12 protein-coding genes are annotated in these 19,179 nt (G+C 40.5%); all 12 read right to left on the bottom strand.

Annotation, left to right across the window (positions count from 1 at the left end; genetic code table 11):
• Window positions 1-337: 337 nt before the first annotated feature.
• A complete protein-coding gene (locus tag AC5JM2_RS17665) occupies window positions 338-1,582 on the bottom strand; it encodes a calcium-binding protein (protein ID WP_495836155.1) in 1,245 nt (414 codons plus the stop codon).
• A gap of 288 nt (window positions 1,583-1,870) precedes the next feature.
• The gene (locus tag AC5JM2_RS17660) at window positions 1,871-2,071 is read right to left on the bottom strand and encodes a hypothetical protein (RefSeq protein ID WP_495836154.1); all 201 of its coding nucleotides are present in this window, start codon (window positions 2,069-2,071) and stop codon (window positions 1,871-1,873) included.
• Between the two features lie 149 nt (window positions 2,072-2,220).
• Complete coding sequence (locus tag AC5JM2_RS17655) at window positions 2,221-2,526, bottom strand: hypothetical protein (protein ID WP_495836153.1); 306 nt, start codon at window positions 2,524-2,526, stop codon at window positions 2,221-2,223.
• Window positions 2,527-2,591: 65 nt separating this feature from the next.
• Window positions 2,592-2,864: a hypothetical protein gene (locus AC5JM2_RS17650; RefSeq protein WP_495836152.1), complete on the bottom strand. Its 273-nt coding sequence runs from the start codon at window positions 2,862-2,864 to the stop codon at window positions 2,592-2,594.
• 183 nt (window positions 2,865-3,047) lie between these two features.
• A complete protein-coding gene (locus AC5JM2_RS17645) occupies window positions 3,048-3,365 on the bottom strand; it encodes a hypothetical protein (RefSeq protein WP_495836151.1) in 318 nt (105 codons plus the stop codon).
• Between the two features lie 482 nt (window positions 3,366-3,847).
• On the bottom strand, window positions 3,848-4,630 hold the full coding sequence (locus tag AC5JM2_RS17640) for a peptidylprolyl isomerase (protein WP_495836150.1): 783 nt from the start codon (window positions 4,628-4,630) through the stop codon (window positions 3,848-3,850).
• A gap of 130 nt (window positions 4,631-4,760) precedes the next feature.
• On the bottom strand, window positions 4,761-6,320 hold the full coding sequence (locus AC5JM2_RS17635; protein WP_495836149.1) for a beta-barrel domain-containing protein: 1,560 nt from the start codon (window positions 6,318-6,320) through the stop codon (window positions 4,761-4,763).
• 64 nt (window positions 6,321-6,384) lie between these two features.
• Entirely contained in the window at window positions 6,385-9,465 is a 3,081-nt protein-coding gene (locus tag AC5JM2_RS17630) for a peptidase domain-containing ABC transporter (RefSeq protein ID WP_495836148.1), read from the bottom strand.
• Window positions 9,466-12,388: 2,923 nt separating this feature from the next.
• Window positions 12,389-12,718: a HetP family heterocyst commitment protein gene (locus AC5JM2_RS17625; protein WP_495836147.1), complete on the bottom strand. Its 330-nt coding sequence runs from the start codon at window positions 12,716-12,718 to the stop codon at window positions 12,389-12,391.
• 208 nt (window positions 12,719-12,926) lie between these two features.
• Window positions 12,927-13,739, bottom strand: coding sequence for a hypothetical protein (locus AC5JM2_RS17620; RefSeq protein ID WP_495836146.1), 813 nt, complete (start codon window positions 13,737-13,739; stop codon window positions 12,927-12,929).
• A 1,994-nt stretch (window positions 13,740-15,733) separates the two neighbouring features.
• Window positions 15,734-18,292, bottom strand: coding sequence for a GH116 family glycosyl hydrolase (locus tag AC5JM2_RS17615; RefSeq protein ID WP_495836145.1), 2,559 nt, complete (start codon window positions 18,290-18,292; stop codon window positions 15,734-15,736).
• 60 nt (window positions 18,293-18,352) lie between these two features.
• The gene (locus AC5JM2_RS17610; protein ID WP_495836144.1) at window positions 18,353-18,550 is read right to left on the bottom strand and encodes an immunoglobulin domain-containing protein; all 198 of its coding nucleotides are present in this window, start codon (window positions 18,548-18,550) and stop codon (window positions 18,353-18,355) included.
• Window positions 18,551-19,179 lie beyond the last annotated feature (629 nt).

Genomic DNA, 19,179 nt, shown 5'->3' with positions numbered 1-19,179 from the left:
TCGAGCTATTTAAAAAGCGATGGCTTCGCCTGCCCTCTGCGCATATACGGGCGATAGCTTCGCTGCTGCCTTCGGCAGATCGCGCTTATAGCCTCAAATTTCCTAATTAAGAAGACAATAGGTTGGATCAAGGATCACGCAACCCAACAGAACAAAAATCAGTGCTGATTTATGTCTTGTGGACACGCTACGCGAACGTTTTTCAACCAACCTACAAGTTCTATATTTTTTGCCTTAACTGAACTCTATTGGCTTATAGTCTCAAAATTTTCCGATAATGGCAATTCACTACAGCAATTTTTAATACTAAATCTATGTTTGAGAGGACAATTAGTCGCTAAAAACCCCAAGTAAACACTATTGATTGAGAGTTAATCTGACTGGAATTTACACCCGCAAGCAGTAATTTTCCTTCAGTCCATCCACGCTCAAAATCGAAGAGAAGACCATCCTTGGTATCGGTTATGTTACCTTGAGAAAACATATCTTTTAACCATTTCTCAGGACTTAGAAGAGTCCAGTTTTGGAATACTAGCTTATCGGTACCAACCTGGAAGTCTTTGATGATGTCGTAGTCACTACTTGAATTATCGCCACCTTTGAAAACAAATTGGTCAGAGCCGTCGCCACCAACCAACACATCACTACCACGACCACCAATCAGGATGTCATCGCCGGAACCACCACTGAGTTTATCATTACCCTCATCCCCATATAGCCGGTCATTGCCTGGACCTCCTTCGAGGATATCATCACCTTTGTTTCCATCCAGCGAATCATTTCCTAGGCTGCCATATATTTTATTAGGACCATTGCTGCCACTCAGTTTATCGTCTCCAATCGTACCATATGTGACATCTTTTCCCAGATTGCCGATTAAAGTATCCCCCAAAAAGGTAACGGCAGTGGCCTCAACTTCCACTATAGTTATGTTGGTATCCTGCTTAAACGTCTGCTGGTAAGTTCCACCATACTTGCCTGTGAGGGAGTCTTGCCCATTGTTGCCATTAACATCACGAGTTTGATTAGGAGTGGCAATCTTGACATTGCTACTACCGCCAAACTTCAGTTCGCCAACTTTTTTAGAGGAAATTAAGTTACCAGTGATGCCAAAATAATCTAAGACTTTGGGTTTACTGGGATCTTTGGTGTCTAACACCACGAAAGCAGTTTTCGATTTAGCCTCGTTATATTCAGCATTAGGATTTTCAATTTCTTTAGCTGTCAGTGCGACATCTGCTGAAAAATCGAAACGGAAAGCAAGATTTGCCTTAACTGCAAAATTAGCAACGACTTTAGTTTGACTGTTGGAACTTCCTGAATACGGACCATCTAAACCAATCCCAGTACTGTCATTGAAGAGCACAGAGAAAGTTGGGTCATTGTTGAAAATAGCTTTAGCGTCACCAATAGCAGTAGCTACCCCACCGCGAACCAATGTGTCCGCTTGGGAGGCAGTCAAAAAAGATGCTGAAGGTTGACTATAGTTGAACAGAGCAAGAAGCCCTGTAGCGTTAGCAAAATTAGGGTTGGGATTAGGAGTTGTATTGATTGGTTGTAAAAATACAGTTTCTGATGCCATGAACTTCAACTTTTCTCCAATTGTAAAGTTTGTCTGCGAAATAACAGCGATAGCTGAGTGCAGATGCTCCCTGGCGATTTTTGCTGTAAAGATTCCAGAAAATAGCAGTCCTAAATCATAACCCCTACGGGCACGCTACGTGTAAGTCCCAAGGGGACACGCTGGTTTGTATGCCTACGGCACGCCTTACGGCTAACGCATGATTGCGTGCGCTTTGCGCTTACGTAAAGATGTTGTTAATAGCTCAAAATTGCACAAAGTTAAAGTGCAAACTGTTCTTATTCCCTGTTAATTACCACAAGAAATAGAACTATAACCAGATTGTGAAGAACTGCTGGAATTCTTATCAGATGAAACTTTGACTGAAACGCTTTGAGTTATCTGAGTTTGACCATCACCAGATGCTTTAACAAAATGTTTTACTTCGGCAACAACTTTGCCATCTGGTGAGACTATCCGTTTAACGACAACTTGCTCATGCTGTTCCATAATTATACCAACCGTTTGTTGTTTCTTAGACTTCTTGCAAATGTGCTTTTAGTTAGCGATACGCCCTTGGCGCGTTTGCGCTCCCTTGCGATCGCCTCTGATAACTCACCTTTTACGTCTTAGTTGTGATAGTCTCAATCATGAGTCTGTTATGTTGACGAAAAATTTATTATGAAAGAGCCAACAGTTTTTGCCTGAGGATTGTTTGCAACTAACGTAACAGAACGAGATTTAGATTTGCCATCATCTGTTGAGACTTCATATCCGACAACTCCAGGTTTACTGATTTTTTTCACAACAGAATTGTTATCAGAACTTACCTCTGTTACTTCGTAACCTTGCAATTGTGGAAAGAAATTCAACAAATCAGCGAATTTCAATCCTCCTGTGATCTGAATATCTTCCTCAGTTACTACTTCACTAAAGTCCAAGTCAGAAATTTGTAAATTACCCATTTTACACATTCTCCAAATCGTTGAAACTTAGATACTTTTGGTAGGTTCGATAATGACAAGTTGAATTAAGTTGAAACAGAAGAAAGAGAAAAAACGCTAGTAGCAGAGCTACTCGCAGAACTACCGCCAGAAACTGCAGTAGCTTGAACATAACTGCTAGCCGAAGGACTACCAGTGCCAGCAACTGCTTGATTTACAGCAAGAGTACCAGTGTAGGTTGAAGAACCAAAGGCACGTGCCAAATATGCAGTAATTGCTAAAGCGTTCCCACCACCATGTAAATGCATGGTATTTTCTTCAGAAACAGAGTCTAAATAATCGAGATCCAAGATCAACATTGCTTTTCTATCTTTTTAATTCACTTTTGACTGACTTCATCAATAAATAGCAGTTGGACAGTTTTCCTCTCAAATAGAAAGATACTGAAAGTTTTATCTAGAAAATGATAAAGCTTTCAGCATGTTTCATAATTTTATTGACCCAAAAGTGTCAACATTTTATACCCCCTTATGGAGTAGAGACTATCTGGTGGCAGCAGCTGTTAAGGTACCAGCAGATTCAGAACCTGCACCCCCAATCACAGTGTTGGTGACATTAGATTCAGTATATGAGTTGTTACCTTGAGCAGTGTTGTCATAAATGTTGACAGATTGGTTACCTGTAACAGTCGTAGCGACATTGACAGTAGAACTGATGTTCTTTAGCGCAGTCAGATTAATAGTAGAGCTAAAAGTTTGTGTCGAACCTGTGAACAGGTTAACGTTTTTGCTGAGGCCTAAACCACCAACAACTTCAGCACCTTCAACGGTTTCCAAAAGATTCAAATCAGAGATAATCATGGGGTTCCTCCTGGGAAGTTATGTTTTTTATTTTTGTTCTGGGAATTTGTGTAAGCGTTTTTTTGCTTACATTTATAAATATACAATATTCAATTTAGAAGTCAACTCTTTTTATGAATTAATTTGATATTTATTTCTTATGTATTTGTAAAGAATATTCTTGTTTCAATTGGTCTTATTTATATTTTTTATATGGCTAAAAATAACAAAATAGCCAACACACAACTAGTCGTATCGACTTTAAAAATAAATACATTTTGTTTTTAATAAAGTTAATTTCTCACTCCAATTTCAAGTCAGTAATGTTAAGTTTTTTCCCTTTTGTAATGTTTTTAATCGCTCATGCTCTTGTTTGTTATGCTCATAAAAGACTTTTAGCTCTTTTTTCTAAAAAAGAAACCCTTATGTCCTGCTACATAAAAGTAGGATAAGTCGCTAGCAAATTGGTTAGAAAGTTAGAAATTTTTTACTGAATAAGGAAATCAAGCTTGCTTAGGTAGTTCTGTTGATGCTTGAAAACCTACATCTAAATCAAAATCAGTAACGATTTCCATCGATGTAATTTGTTCCTTCAACCAATGATCAAACAATTCCTGCTGAATTTGGTCACGCAACTGCTGATCCAAGATAGGTTGAACAATTTCCTCTACCCAAATCAAATAAACTCCCTTGGAGGTTGAAATCGGCTTGAGAGGGGACGGTGGAGTAGCAGCAAACACAGCCGCTGCAATCTCTGGTCGAAAATCTTTACGACGTCGTATTCCTTTATATCCTCCAGCACGTCGAAGTTCAGGCTGTTGAATATATTCACGAGCTATTTCTTGGAAAATGATTTCGTTTGATTGCAGAGAATAAAACAGTTCTAGAGCTAAGTCTGTGTCATCTAAGATGACTTCATAGGTGGCAGCACCAACGTAATTGAGTTGGTTTTCATAAAAGAAGCGTTCTACATGTGCAGCAAACAGGTGATGAGCTAACTTAGTGGCTAGTACCTTGTTATGGATCAATTGTTCAAACTCAGGCAGAGACAGATGATGTTTTTTGAGCCAGTTCCAAGTGTCTTGAGCTTTGACAAGTTTTTTTGCAAAGCGTAATCTATCTCCTTCCTGTTGAACTTCTTGTTCCAAGACTTGAATACCTGCTTCTTGGGCTGCCGATGCAATAATTTTTTGGGTTGCGATCGCTTCCACAACATCAGGGATTTGACAAGAAAGCTTCAGACTCTGAATCAGGTCTGAGGACGAAATGGTCAAAGGTTCTGACACGAGACGATTCTCCTGGGAATTTAAAACAGTTACCAGTTACCAGTTACCAGTTATCAGTTATCAGTTATCAGTCATCAATTGCTTGATCATTGTTCACTGTTTACTGTTCACTGTTGAAGTTGACTTTTGACTAAACGTTTAAACCACCTTTGTGCAATTTCTTAAATGGATCTAGGATGAAGTCCATGATACGCCGGCGGCGGATAACCACCTCAGCGGTTGCAGTCTGTCCAGGAATGAATTGAATACGTTTGTTGCCATTCTGGATATACTGTTTATCCAAAGTAATTTCTAACTCAAAGTTTTCTACATTCCCTTGAGGCGTTTGGGTAACTTTGGAGTCTGGAGAAATCCAATTAACTTTTCCTGACACAATCCCATACTCCTGGAAAGGATAAGCATCAAACTTGACTTTGGCAGGCATACCCGCTTTTAAGAAGCCACTGTGCTGGTTTGGTATCACAGCCTTGAGTACTACACCAACTTGTAATGGTGCAATTTGAGCAACTCTCTGACCTGGTTGTAGTACGGCTCCCGGCTTGGTAGTGGGAAATTCAAAAATCACACCATCAATAGGCGATCGCACCACTCGTTGCTGCAACTGAATATTTGAGGCTGTTAATTGGCTTTGAGTTTGGGAAATTTCCGATTGGACAGAGTCAATTTGTGCTTGCAGTTCTTTGAGTTGTTCGTCTGCTTTGAGTTGTGCTAGTTCACCTGTATGAACCAGGCTTTGATAATTGCGTTGTTCTTCCTCCGCTTTGAGTTGTGCTTGCTGGATTTCAGACTGAGCTTGCTGAATGGTTCTTTGATAACTGCTTTGTTGTTCTTTTAAGCTCGACTGAGTCTGAGCAATATCAGATTTCGCTCGCAGAAGGTATTCGTAGTTTTCCTTTGCGGACTGTTGGATTTCCTCAAAACGCTCTTGTGGCATGACACCATCTTGATAGGCTTTTTTATAGCGTGGGACTTTTTCTTGAGAGGCCTGAAGACGAACTTCTGCTAACTTATAAGCTGACTTACTAGAATCAAGAGCTTGCTGCACTTGGGCTACTTTCGCCAGTTTTTCCTCTTTCTGTAAGTTATAAACGGATTTGAGAGCATCTAAATTCCGTCGCGCCTGGTCCACTTGAGACTGCTTTGCTAAGAGTTGAGCTTGGTTTTGTTGTTGCTGAGTATGCACAGAAAGCGTTAATTGATTTTTGAGTAGCTCTGAGCTCTTTCGCCGATTTTGCAGTCCGTCCAACTTTGTTTGAATCTGGTTAACTTCAGTTTTGAGAACCTGTGAGTCCAGTTCCAATAAAACCTGACCTGATTTTACAGTTTCGCCTTCTTTGACCTTAACAGCAGTTACACTTCCACCCACTGGACTATCTAATTTTTGGGTTGCACCTTTGGGTTCAACACGTCCTCTAGCACTCTCTGTCTCATCAACCTTTGAGAACATCGCCCAAGGTAAGACAATCAGTGCAAAAGCTGTCAACAAGTACAGCGAAGAACGCGTCCAAACTTTAGGTAAAGCATCTAACAGTTCTTCGGTTCCGGAAAACCAATTTTGTGTATCATCTGTTGTTTGTGTCTGCTTAACTGACTCAGTAGATTCCGCACTTTTTGCTGAAGGAATGTAGTTTTTCTGCGGATCTGACTGGGGCGGAACTCCAGATGAGGGATCACGAGATGTGTTTGGCATAATTTTGGTTGGAGGTTCGCGATTTGCAGTGATCACTTAGGTGATCACTGCTAACTGTAGAAACTTAACCTACATGAGCAAGCTGTTGTTGATTCAGGTAGTAATAATGTCCTTTTTTAACGATTAATTCGTCGTGTGTCCCACTTTCGATCAAGATACCCCGATCTAACACCAGAATTAAATCAGCGTTGCGGACAGTGGAAAGGCGATGGGCAATAATCAGACTCGTCCGTCCTTGAAGAATAGTTTTCAAGTTGTTCTGAATGATTCGTTCGGATTCCGCATCCAGGCTACTGGTGGCTTCATCGAAAATTAAAAATCGAGGATTACCTAGCAAGGCGCGGGCGATCGCCAGACGTTGGCGTTGTCCGCCAGAAAGCATCCCACCACCTTCACCAATTTCGGTGTCGTAACCCATTGCCAGCTGTTGAATAAATTCATCTGCTCCAGCCAAACGTGCTGCTTCAATAATGTCTTCTAAAGATGCTTCTGGATGGGCGATACCAATGTTTTCTCGAATTGTACCACCAAACAAGAAAGTATCTTGGTCTACCACACCCATTTGCTGTCGCAGGGATTTAAGAGTGATACTACTGACATCGTGACCATCGACTAAGACCTTGCCTTCGCTTGCAGGATATAGACCCAACATTAACTTTGACAAGGTTGTTTTTCCTGAACCACTGCGTCCCACCACGGCAACTGTTTGTTCCGGCTTAATTTCAAAGCTGAGATTTTCCAGGACGTTTGTCTGGCTTTCTGAGTGATAGCGGAAAGTGATATTATCAAAGCGAATGTGACCGCGCATCTGACGCAAAGGCTTGCGGGGTTTAGTTTGCAAGTCTTCTTCTGGTTCTGCATCCAGGACATCGTTGATGCGTTCCACAGAAATCACAATTTCTTGGAATTGATTCCACACCACGCTCAGTCGCTTGAAAGGGCTAAGGACATTGCCCAATAACATATTAAAAGCAATCAGTTGTCCAATGGTGAGTTCTTGATGAATCACTAGTGATGCCCCGTACCATAGCAATGCCGTATGCATCACAGTGTCGATGGCAGCACTAATAATTTGCAGGTTATTGCCAATAATCTGTGCGCTAAAAGATTTTTTGATCAAAGTATTCAGCAATTCTTCCCAACGCCAGCGGACTGTGTGTTCAATTGCCATTGAACGCACAGAACGAATACCGGTGAGGGCTTGAATCAGGTAACTGCTTTGTTCAGCGCCTGCATTGAAAATCTCTCTGGACATCCGACGCAAGATGTTTGTGGAAGCTAGTGTCAGGATAAAAAATGGCGGTACAGTCATTAACCCCAGAAGTGCCATCCGCCAGTTATACCAAAACATCAATCCTGCATAAATAACCACCGTCAACAAATCCAGAATGATTGACAGCGTTTCGCCAGTCAGGAAGTGTTGAATTTTTTGGTTTTCCTGGATGCGAGAGACAATATCTCCGACGTAGCGGGACTCGAAGAACGATAAAGGTAAGCGTAGGGTATGTTTGATAAAACCTACCAACAGTGCAATGCTGACACGGTTTGCTGTGTGCGCTAAAAGATATTGCCTTAAGCCATTCACAGCGATGCTGAACAAACCAAATATGATCAACCCAATACAGACGGCGTTTAATGTAGAGGTGCTACCCTGAACAATGACTCTATCAAAAAGCAGTTGGGTAAATAAGGGCGTGATTAGCCCAAACGCCTGAATCAGTATTGAAGCAAAGAAGACTTCCAGTAGTACCCAAGTGTGGGGTTTGAGTAGCTCAAAAAACCTCCAAATGCCTGTGCTGTCTTCTTCTGTTTCTTTTAGTTGAGTTGTGGGTTGCAGCAATAAGGCATATCCAGTCCAACCTGCCTGAAATTCCTTTGGGGTGAGAATGCGTTGACCAATCGCAGGGTCACCCACAATCACTTGCTTTGAGGTAATTTCATAGAGGACGATGTAGTGTTTGCCTTCCCAATGGACAATCGCTGGTAGGGATTGTTGTGCTAGTTTATCAAAGCTAGCTTTGACGGGACGCGTTGCAAAGCCAACATTTTCGGCGGTGGCGGCTAAAGCACTGAGTGTTGCACCAGACTTGTTGACGTTAGCTGACTCCCGCAGTCGATTCAGATTTAAGCGTTTGCCCCAATAGCGTGCTATCATTACCAGGCACGCGGCACCACAGTCGGCAGCACTTTGCTGTGCAAAAAATGGGTAGCTTTTGGTTATTTGTCCCCATGCTTGCCCGACCTTGACTTTGGGAGTTGGAAAGTAGGGGCGTGATTTTTTTGGTGGCTCTTGTTTTGTTGTAGCTGACTCCTTTTGGGGAAAAGGGATGACGTTTCCAGAAGGAGTAATTTGTTCTAGTTTTGATTTGCGAGGACGTACCTTCTGTTCTTGAGGTGCGGGTGAACCTTGTTCGGGTTCTACCAACTGTGCTAATTGCTGCCAATGTTCACTGACTGTTTGCCATTGTGCTTCTTTGAGATCGTAGGCGATCGTTGGCTCAATTGTTTGCCAATCTCCCTGATCTGAGTGTGTAATAATTTTCCCTGGTGTCAGACTTTGACCATTTGTATGTCGCAGTTCTCCTTTGTACACCAGCCACAATTTACTATCTTTGGGTAGCGATATTTTTTGATTGCTATCCAAGGAGTGTTGAGAAAAATAAGATAAGCCTTTTAGTATTTCTGGTACATCTTGTGGCGGGCACTCGATTTGCGAATTTTGCCGACATCGCAGTAGTAAGTCCCATAATTGAGCGCGTTGCAGTAGGCGATCGCCAAAGTTGGGATTATTATCTATCAAAGCTTTTAATATCTCTGGTTTGAGATAGCAAAGCTTGAGGTTCGTTGAAGCTTTGGCAATATATGGTAAGAAGTCTTGTTCTGGAAACAAGGTGGCTTCTCCAAAGCAAGAACCTGTACCTAAGGTTGTGATTAAGTTCTCGGCGCTATCTAATAGTCTGACTTTGCCACGAAGAACTATATAAATTCCGGCAATACTGTCTGTTGTTTGCCAAAACTGCTTTGTGGGTGCTGGTTCCAGGATTTCTGCCTGTGCAATACACCCTGCTAGTTCCTGTTGTGAAACAACCTGCTCAAAAGCACCAGCAAGTTGTTGACACAGTTGCTGCAAAAATTCTGATGACATTTCGTTTCTTCCTCCACAACAATTCAGTCTTTGGTCTCAACTAAACTGGTTGACCGTAAACTACACTCTCGTTGAGCGAGCAGTTGCAGAGCAGCATAAACCCATCTATCAATAGTGCTATTTAAGCTTGCAAAAGCTTGCCGTTGAGTTATCTGGTGTAACATAATATTAGTTAACGTCAAAAAAGTGGGCAGATGAATCCGCTGCAGCTGTTGCAAGTTCCCGCGCAAAGGGTTGACAGCCACATACTTAATTAGTCCTGGGAAGCTAATTAATTGTGTGTTTGACGTATAGCTAACCTTGGGAGCCGCTCCTCTACTGTTATGGGGTTTAGGGGGGCTATCCCCAGGTTTATATATACTTTGATTCTCCTATATTCCGGTTTCTGGGGTAACCGGAACGAATAGAGTAATCAAAGAGTTGCAAACACATCAAATTTATATGAATTTAAAGAGAAAGCTATAAAGACGCACTGACTAACAAAGCGAGAATAAATTTTATTAGTAAATGGCAGTAAGCATCCCTGAGTCAACCAACTGAAAAGCATGGGTGTTAGATCCTTTACAAAAAACAGTATGTTGTTAACATTCTGTTTGACAGTATACAACCACTCACGTTGCCATGAGTATAAGGACTCCTTTTTAAGTATCCTGCAAGATAACCGCTGTATTTTAAATGAAATCAAGAACCTACCGAAACCTAAGAACTCATGAAGATATGGCTGAGCGAAGTTGTTAGCCTGTCTGGCTGAGCGTGAATTCTGTTTACAAGGAACTTATAGCTAACTTCAGAATCGAAAAACAGTTAACTTTGGTTTCAAAACAGTATAAATTCGTTTTTTCGCTGGGCTAACTAGAATTTGCTGACTACAGGCAAGACTACAACTCTTACCTGCCGGCTAAAGCGCTGCTAGTTTGCTCTTCAATCAGGAATATGAGTTATCAGACTTGGAAGTGATAAAAACAACTTCAGGAATTAATCTAGCACACTTCTCCAATGAAACTACCAAACAATTTATTAGTAAATTTTCGTACCTCTTGTCAAGAGTCCTTTATAAAAAATTCATTTTTGAGCTTTTCTTTTCAAGAACTTTATATGAAACTTATCAATTCTTCAATTAATTTTTGTATCAAAAAATATTTTTATGTAACGATGTACAAGATTCATATTGTTTTTTAATAAATTTAAATAATAAGAAAGAATAAAATTGTAATATAAAACACACATTTTACGGAAAAAGTGAAAAAGAAAAAGTTGTAACGGTCAAATTAAACACAAAAAAACAAGTATTTTTAATACAACTATCTAAAGTCTGAATACAGTTTCCTACTTTAGTAGGATTGACAAAGGAAATATTTAATAACCAAAGTAAAATATTTACTAGGCTGGATACATTATTGACTTTAAAATTTCTGTAAAGTCCGATCAGTACAACTATTTAGAATCGACTTTAGGCAACTAGGCAGCATTAGCAAGTTGATTTAAAAGCATCTCCCACTGTTTTGATGAAAATAAAATACACTCAGGTTGCACAGTGGAGTTGCTGAAATATTTTGCTTGCCACAAATGCCGTCTGACAAATGCCAGTACGTAATAATTAGTAGTTTGTTTTTTTTAATACCAAATAGCCTGATTTGGTTGCAAACTAATTGAATCAGATAAGTGTAGCGCCATCAAACACACCAATCAAAACAAGCCGAACAAAGCGGGAGTAGTGGGGGCGATAGCTTCGCTGCTGCGCTGTGCGCAGAGTTTTTAGCTTTAACCGAACCGTATTAAAACAAAAACTGGAAGCTGACTTATCGTTTGAGCTTCCAGTGATTTCTGCATAAATTACAAGTAAACTTGCGCAGTGACAGTCCTATTTTGGGAGGAGTAGGATGACACTTACTCACGCACAAGTAAGAAAAAACTATAAGTTCTACAAGCCTTGACAACAGTCTGGTGTTGCTATTTCATTTTTCACACTAAAAGTTCTGTCAGCTTTGCTACAACCTAGAATAAATTAGGTAGCAGCCTTAGATCTTTGGATTGGGGGAAGATACCACTCCAATTTCTCTTTGCTGAGACTTTTTGTGAAAAAGAACCACCATTAGCAACTTTGGATCTGTTGGTCTACGTGTAGAAGTTATATACTCTATAGGAATCCGGTTTGATTTCTGAATTGACTCGTAGAGGTAGGGAACGCTTAACGCTTAACGCTTAACAGAAAGTGTACTTAGCTTCGTCAAAAATCAAATATGAGTCCTATAGAAGATGCTGACGATTTCGGCAACAGATTCGACATATTTAACAGTCAAGAAAAATTATTTATAATCATTTCTTCTCTCCTTTAGAATAAATTTTAAGCATCAATCGATTTCTTTGATGTTATTTATAATTTATACAAAATAGGTTGTATCAATCTGCCAAAGTGGCATATTTTAAAGAAAAAACTGTCAATTATCTAAATTGTGTACTTACTCATCAAGTTATGCATAGCACAATATGGATCAGTTATAGTCTAAAACTTAGAGAAACTCTAGATTTTTAACCAAGTACGTATCAGCTTACCCCGCCCTCACGCACACCCCTGTGTTAGCCAAGAAGAAGGGTACTCGGGGTTTCCACGTTCGCAAAGTAGCATGCCCTACGGGCATAGAGAGTTGGGTATTAGGGGACAGGGGTGAGGTTTTTGATCCGCAATTTGGGTTCTTAACTCAAAAAACCGCCATGCTGTAGATATTAAATCAGCATGGCAGATACTAAACAACTCAATCGAGTGTCTTTGAGAATCTATTGACTCCAGCAATTGTGTAATTGAATTCACAGAATTTTAAGGGAAAAGATTAACTTGTTCTGAAGCCATTTCAGGACTGGTGGATTCATATTCGTGAACTTATGTCGTTAAGCACTGCTCCAAATTACCACCACGGATTTCTGTTTATTTCTTACCAACCACCTCAAGTAATGGTCTATCTTTAATTTTGCTGAGGCAGCTAGTTGATGTAATCTGGCTTTGGGATCTTTTGTCAGAGGAGATATTAGCAACTTTGAGATTTTCGTTTTGCTGTTGATTTGACCTACTGACATGAGAATTTTCTTTGAGCAATCGGTTGTAGGTACGGTAGGGAATGTAATGTAGAGGATTGTAGCCTGCAAAACGTAGCATAAGAACACAAGCCCAGGAATACTTACCAGCAAGAATTGCCTCAACGACTTGGTCGAATTGTTCTGGAGGAAGTTTTTTATCTAAGTGGTGACTGCAAGACATATTTTGATTCATAGTGTTTGTGTTGTTGTGAAAGTGAATTAGCTGATCAGTTTCTTTGGTTATTTGTGTTCAATTGAAGGTATATCAACTGTTCTTGCCTGTTTGCAGATATTGCATTGCTTTAAGGGAAATATCAGTGATAGGGCGATAGGGAACTATTTTGCAGTGGCTGGGAGTTTTGCTGTTGAGAAAACAGATGTAGCTTTTTTTAACTGGTACTGAAATCGACCTTTCTAAATGCATCAAGATTGATTTGCACTTTTTTATTTTGCAAGTGAGTCATTCCCATAACCAATTGCTGAATCTGCCTTTGGTTTAGTCGTTCTGTAGGCTGTGTTGGCATTTCTGCGTTTTGTGGTTCAAGTTTATCTGATGCTCTTAAGCCAGCTTTGTTCTCTTCTGCTCTGGCTAATGCACGAGTTTGGGCAAGTATTCGAGTTCGAGCCATCAAATCTTTGATGTGGTTGAAGTGTGTTTGGTCGGGTGCTAAATCTTGGTTTTGCACTTCAACTTTTGAAAGCAAAGGCTCTGTGTCAAATTCTGCAACAACCTGACCTGTTTTGAACTCTTGAACTTCTTTAACTCCAGTATTAAGGATTTTGCTCAGATCTTGTAGCTGAAGTTTGTGAGGCGAATCTAGTGCTACAAATTTTTCTCGAACATGACTGACCTGTTGAATCTTTCCTGTCCACGCCCAAACAACAACCGTTGTAAAAAAAGTTATGCTCCTCAACGTGACTAAATGAGCAACGGTTAAAGGTAGTTGATCAAGCAATGTCTCTAAGGATGTAGACCAATATCCTGCATTTTTATTTGCTATCTGAGGCTTTGTAACCGTCGGGAAGCGTGACTCTATAGGTGCTTTTGGTAAAGCCTCTTTTATTGAAGTTAAATGATTTCCGTAGATGAATGCTGTTTGTGAAACCGAATCACAGCAGGGATACAACTTATTAAAATTTATTCCTGTATTCTCTGTTGTGCTTAAGGTTTCCACTGCATTTGACCTGATGATACTGTTCATGATCTGTCCTGATGATCCCAAACCTGACTTTCTATTCAAGTCTTTTTGCTGCTAAGCCGGAATGATGTTATGTCTCGATGAAATTCAGCAGCTAGTTTGTAAAAAAGCAATTTCTACAGACGGACACAATACAATAGAGGGTTATTAAACTTACAATTTTGATTTCCTGACCACTCAGTTGCTGGTGAGTTATCGACTGTAACTTTTGCTTACTTTACCAGAGAAATTAATTTACCATATCCATGTTATATATCTGCTCTGACAAATTTTCTAGTGGCTTTCAGTAGATGCAATTTTATCTTTTTAAAATTTTACTCCCCCCTAATTAAGTTATTTGTTTCTGTTACAACTAACTTCCATTTTTATACCAAATAATTAGGATCCGTTAAGTAAAATCGCATACTTTTTAGGGTTTATCAAAAAAATCAAGCATCCCTAATCCTTAATCCCCATATTCGTATTTATACTATTTTTTGGCGTAAATGTCATCTCCTAAATTATTTTTTTTTCAACGTTCTTTCGATTATGTTTCTAGATTAACTCAATTTTATCAACTTTACGTTTTCTGTCTTAAGTGTTAGATATTAGGGGGTAATACCCCTCATACACAATGAAGAGAAAGCTTTTATATCCTCAAGAAGTATCTAGATTTGAGATGTGAGTAAATGTTCTAACACTTTCAAAATATATCAGTAAAAGTAGCATTTAGACAATCTTTACTAGAGAGAAATCGTGATATTTTTTTTTACAATTACCGGAAAATATGTAGATCTCGTTATCTCACTTAAGATCCACCACATAGTCAAATTTTAATTTTCAGAGGCAAATGCAAATCTACGATGAGTTTGTTATGGACTTGGCACAAAAAATCTTAAATTAATGCTGATCTCTACTTATGAAATGACATATTCATGGTAAAATTTTAAGACTTTTCAGAGATAGACAGTCTTAATTACAACCAAACACTGTCTAAGGTATTTGAGAAAGCAAAAGTAGCATACTGCGACTGTGTAGATTTCTTGAATTTTTCAGTCAAAAAGGAGAAGTAGTACAATATGCTGCTCAGTAAATTTCAAAAATACTTGTATTTCTTTGGAATTTTGACGCTACACAGTTCAGTTGTTTCTTAGTACTGAGTAGGATGTAACGAAGCCGTGTAGAAGGGAAACTATTTCACACCAATCACACGCCATTTGCTATCCTTGAAACCCTTGAAGTATGTTTATGACAGCCTACACTTTGGCGTAGTCTGTCTGCAGGAATTACACAGACGTACTGGCGGTGGCTAGCCTTCAGGGTAGCAAGTGGCGTATCAAGCAACGATCGCGACTAACATTTACCACTACAACAGCTAATCATCGCCAGATAATCTGCACCACAATCTAATGAACTCTGTTGTTGAATAAAAAGATAGCGACGCCATAACCGGATCATTCAAGGGCACAGATGAATTACCTGTTGGTAAAAATCAATATTTGCTATGGTTTCAGTAGCTTTTGAACTCTGAAGCTTGGAAAGAACTGCTGTTTACCTATAAATTTCTGTTCTCAGTGAACTGTTCACGACGAAAATATGTTCATCGTTTCATCTGTGTGTTTAGAAAAACTGGACAATGTTGTTTGGTGTTGAAGCGAAAAGATTGAGAAGCCTTTCAAAAAAGATTTACAGCAATTTTGAATTGAAAGAAACTCCCTACCCGGAAACTTGTCATCTGTAAACATTTCTCTACATTACTAGTTTTTCATGTATTTCAAGCTACTAGTTTTTAGATTGTTCAACAGTAACTCCTACTTCTAAGCCCTTAAAACTCGGCGTGAATCGACATATTATAAGAGCAGTCCTAAATAATACTTCTGGAGTTAGTAGCTCAAGTCCGGAAAGAGGTGAAAAAATATTGTCTGACAGATAAAAACGACTTGAATTCTTAGGTATAAAATGTTAATTTTGCATAGAAAATAGGCACCAGGTAAAAATCCCTAACCTGTAACCTATGGCTAATCAATGAGCAAATAAATTGCCCAAATTGCCATAGCACGAAGATAAGTACTAGCACGGAAAGTACCAACAACAGTGATAGCTTCAGGTGTGCGGAATTGTAGCCCATTCTCGTAAATTTGCTGCACCACAGCGTATGCAATCCTAAAAGCTTCATCCTTCATTTCCATTTGCACCAAAAAAGCCGCCAACCCAAAATTTATTCCCGTCCAAATCTCCAAGGGATGAGTTGCATTGGGGTTCTCCGGAGAACCATCAGGACGAACACCGTTAGCAGCACCGAACTTCCCATCGTAAAACTTGAGGAAACAAGCATCGTAAACAGTTTTCAAAGCAGAGAGGGCGCACTCAACAGGTACAATATCCGGTAGACCCAACAAACGAGCATAGAATTGCCCACATAACTGGTCTGCCATAACCACATCAGATCCACTTTCACTATCCAGTCGATAGTATTGCCCATTCCAGAGTTTTTCTTGGTAAATAGGGCGAGATTGTGCAAGCCAAGTTTCGTAGATAGACTTTTGTTGAACCAATTCCTTTATGTCAATGGATGCTTTCCAAGGGCGATCGCACTCCTGTGTAGAGGTGTTTTCCTTTTGGTCTATGGAGTTTAATAAAATATCGCAAATGGCGATCGCCGCCTCCATTGCCGCCAACCACAACCCACCACAATAAGCGCTGACTCCTACCAAGCGCCAGTCATCAAAAGTTTGGTCCGGTGCGCCAGAATTTTCCGGAATACCATCACAATCTTTGTCAAACCTTTTCAGGTAGTCTAGAGTTTGCACAACAGGATTCCAACACTCTGCCAGGAATTCCACATCGTCAGCACCTGTCAGCAGGAAGTCTCGGTACACTTGCAATACAAAATCACAACCTAAATCTTTCCAAAGATTGCAATCTTGATAACTTGTATAATTTGTTTTTTCCCAGACGTGTTCGTTTGGTGCACCTAAGTCGTGAGGTGTTGCTCCTGCTGCTTTACGAACTGCCATTGGACTTTCCGCACCAATCACGTAATAGTAGCCAATAATACGGTGTGTCTCATCACAACTGGGAATTGCTCGTGCAAAGGCACGTATCACCGCCTTCTCCAGTTCTGGAAACAGCATCAACAGGGCGAAAGAACCGTAAAGCCGCACATCCAAACTTTCATACCAGCGGTAATCTAAGCACTCTAAAGAGGCAAACTGACCTACAGGGTCGCGATCGCTTGCCGCACTCCAGAGAGTTCCACCACTCGTCAGATCATAAAGCTCATTAAACAGAGCCATTTTGAACCAGTCTGGCAAGTCTTGGCGCTCAATAATTGGCTGTTGCCAAGATTGAATCTGTTGTTGCCAAACATGATATTCTGCTAAAGCGGTGGATGCTATTGTCCAAGCATTCTTTCCACTTCTATCAAAAAAGTCCGTGTATCTGCGGTAATATGTAATCCCGGCTGCAAATTCTGTGATCGGCAAATCCCAAGTCAGCGCGAAGGGAATTTCCAGAGTTTCGCCCGGTTGAAGAGTGAAGCGTACAGCAAGAGCCACTCCTATCTGTTCACCTTCTGCTGCTGGAGTATCATCCACGTGATTAGGCAAAGAGCCATCCTGGGCGAAGCTTTGCCAGATTTCTTCCCCAGTCCCAACTGGATTCCAACGCGTGTGGTACTGGACTTCAACATTCGGTTGTTTGCGAGTAGCAATGCACCACTGTCCCTCTCCTTCTTGAGGAGGTTCAGTCATATTAACCCGCTCCAACAACAATCCAATACTTTCACTGTTTTCAACGAGCTGATTAAAGTTATCCAGACTTTCGCCTAAACGTGGCTGATACTCATAAACTGGGCTTCCATCATCCCGCACCCGAACCAAAGGAGATTTCACAGCATTAGTAAACCAGCCAACCATATTTTCCCAAGTCAGCATGATACTAAGACTAATAGGTGCATGAGTCGGGTTGTGTGCAGTCCACAGAAACACCGCGACTGGATAGCTTGCTTGTTGATAATTTTCTGCCCAAATAGGAGAGAACTGCTCGCAGGTTAATTCTGCTTGAAACACCCCTTGATAAACAAACCAGCTACGAGGGTATAGGGCGTGATAAGTTCCCGTTTGGGATTGGGCTGATGAGGGAGATGAGGGAGATGAGGGAGATAAGGGAGTGAGGGAGTGAGGGAGTGAGGGAGTTATTTCTCCTGCTGCTTCCCCTGCTTCTTCTACTTTCTTACTTTCCGGATACCACTGCCATGTTCTAAGGCTTCCGTCTTCAGGAGGTTCAGTACACAAAGCGCAGGCTTGCGAGGATGAGCCAAAAGATTCAAAGACACTGAATTGACACGCGGGGATGTTTTTGAATACATGTTCACCGCCATCAATGTGCCACAAATTAAAATCTCCCCGCGAGGAACGACCAATACAACCTGCACCAAAACCGCCCAAAGGCATACCGTGCCAAGAACCATCATCAATATTGCTGGCATAACGGACTGTGTAAGGTTTGTCCCAACCTAAACCGATGGGACGACTCCAAGTGCAAGAGGGAATTACGGAAGATGGCAGTTTTTTCATGATTGGATTATACAGCGTTTAGGTATCCGTTCCCAGATCTGTAAGTAATGTCGAAATTTTTTAATTGTCTTGCTCTACCTCAACAATCACTCGTAAATCAGCTTGTGGCATCAGCCGCTGCAAAATTGTAAGATGACCATCAGCATCACTGCGGCTGCGGAATCGATTTATCACAATTCGCTCAGTTGGTGAAACCCAGTGAACAACAGCCCACGGAGCAAGTGCTGTGCGGTATGTTTTGGTTTGTCGCTTTAACAAGAAAACCTCCTATGACATCCATAAGACATTAATTGATACAGTTCTCATCAACAGATTTATGTCTGCTTATTTTGTAATCGATAGATACTGTTGTTATAATCAGCAGATGCTCAGATTTTTTACAAGCATAATTTCTGCACCAGCACTGACAACACGTAGTGCCAGACAAAAGCTTACCTCTATTCACACAATTCATACTTGCATGAATGAAGCGATGAACATGTCACTTTAACAGTTATCACGTAAGGTTTCGGTCAGTGGTAGCAGTTCTAAGTCACTTGCCTAGTTTTAAGGTTTCTCTCAAAGCAGCAGGTTGTCTCACCATACGCATGCAGCGAGTGTGGCAGACGGGTGGCACTGATTTAAGGAAAAGGCAAATATTTATGCAAGGCGCTAGTTGGTAGTGCTTGCCTGATAATTATCTTCCAACTCACACGAAGACGTGTTGATAATTTTGTCTTTGAACGTGCTAATATGTACGTCAACAAGCAACCAGAATCAACCTTAAAAACTTCAGACAAAAACAGCAATCTAGTCTAGAAAAACTAGAGGCATTGGTTGAATCTAAGTTTTCTTGTTATTAACTATTGCTAACTGGAAAAAGTCCGACGATTTGATAACGCAACTAT

The organism is Brasilonema angustatum (genome assembly GCF_059505445.1).
Note: the sequence above shows the minus strand (reverse complement) of the source record. Positions and strands in the feature narration are given on the sequence as shown.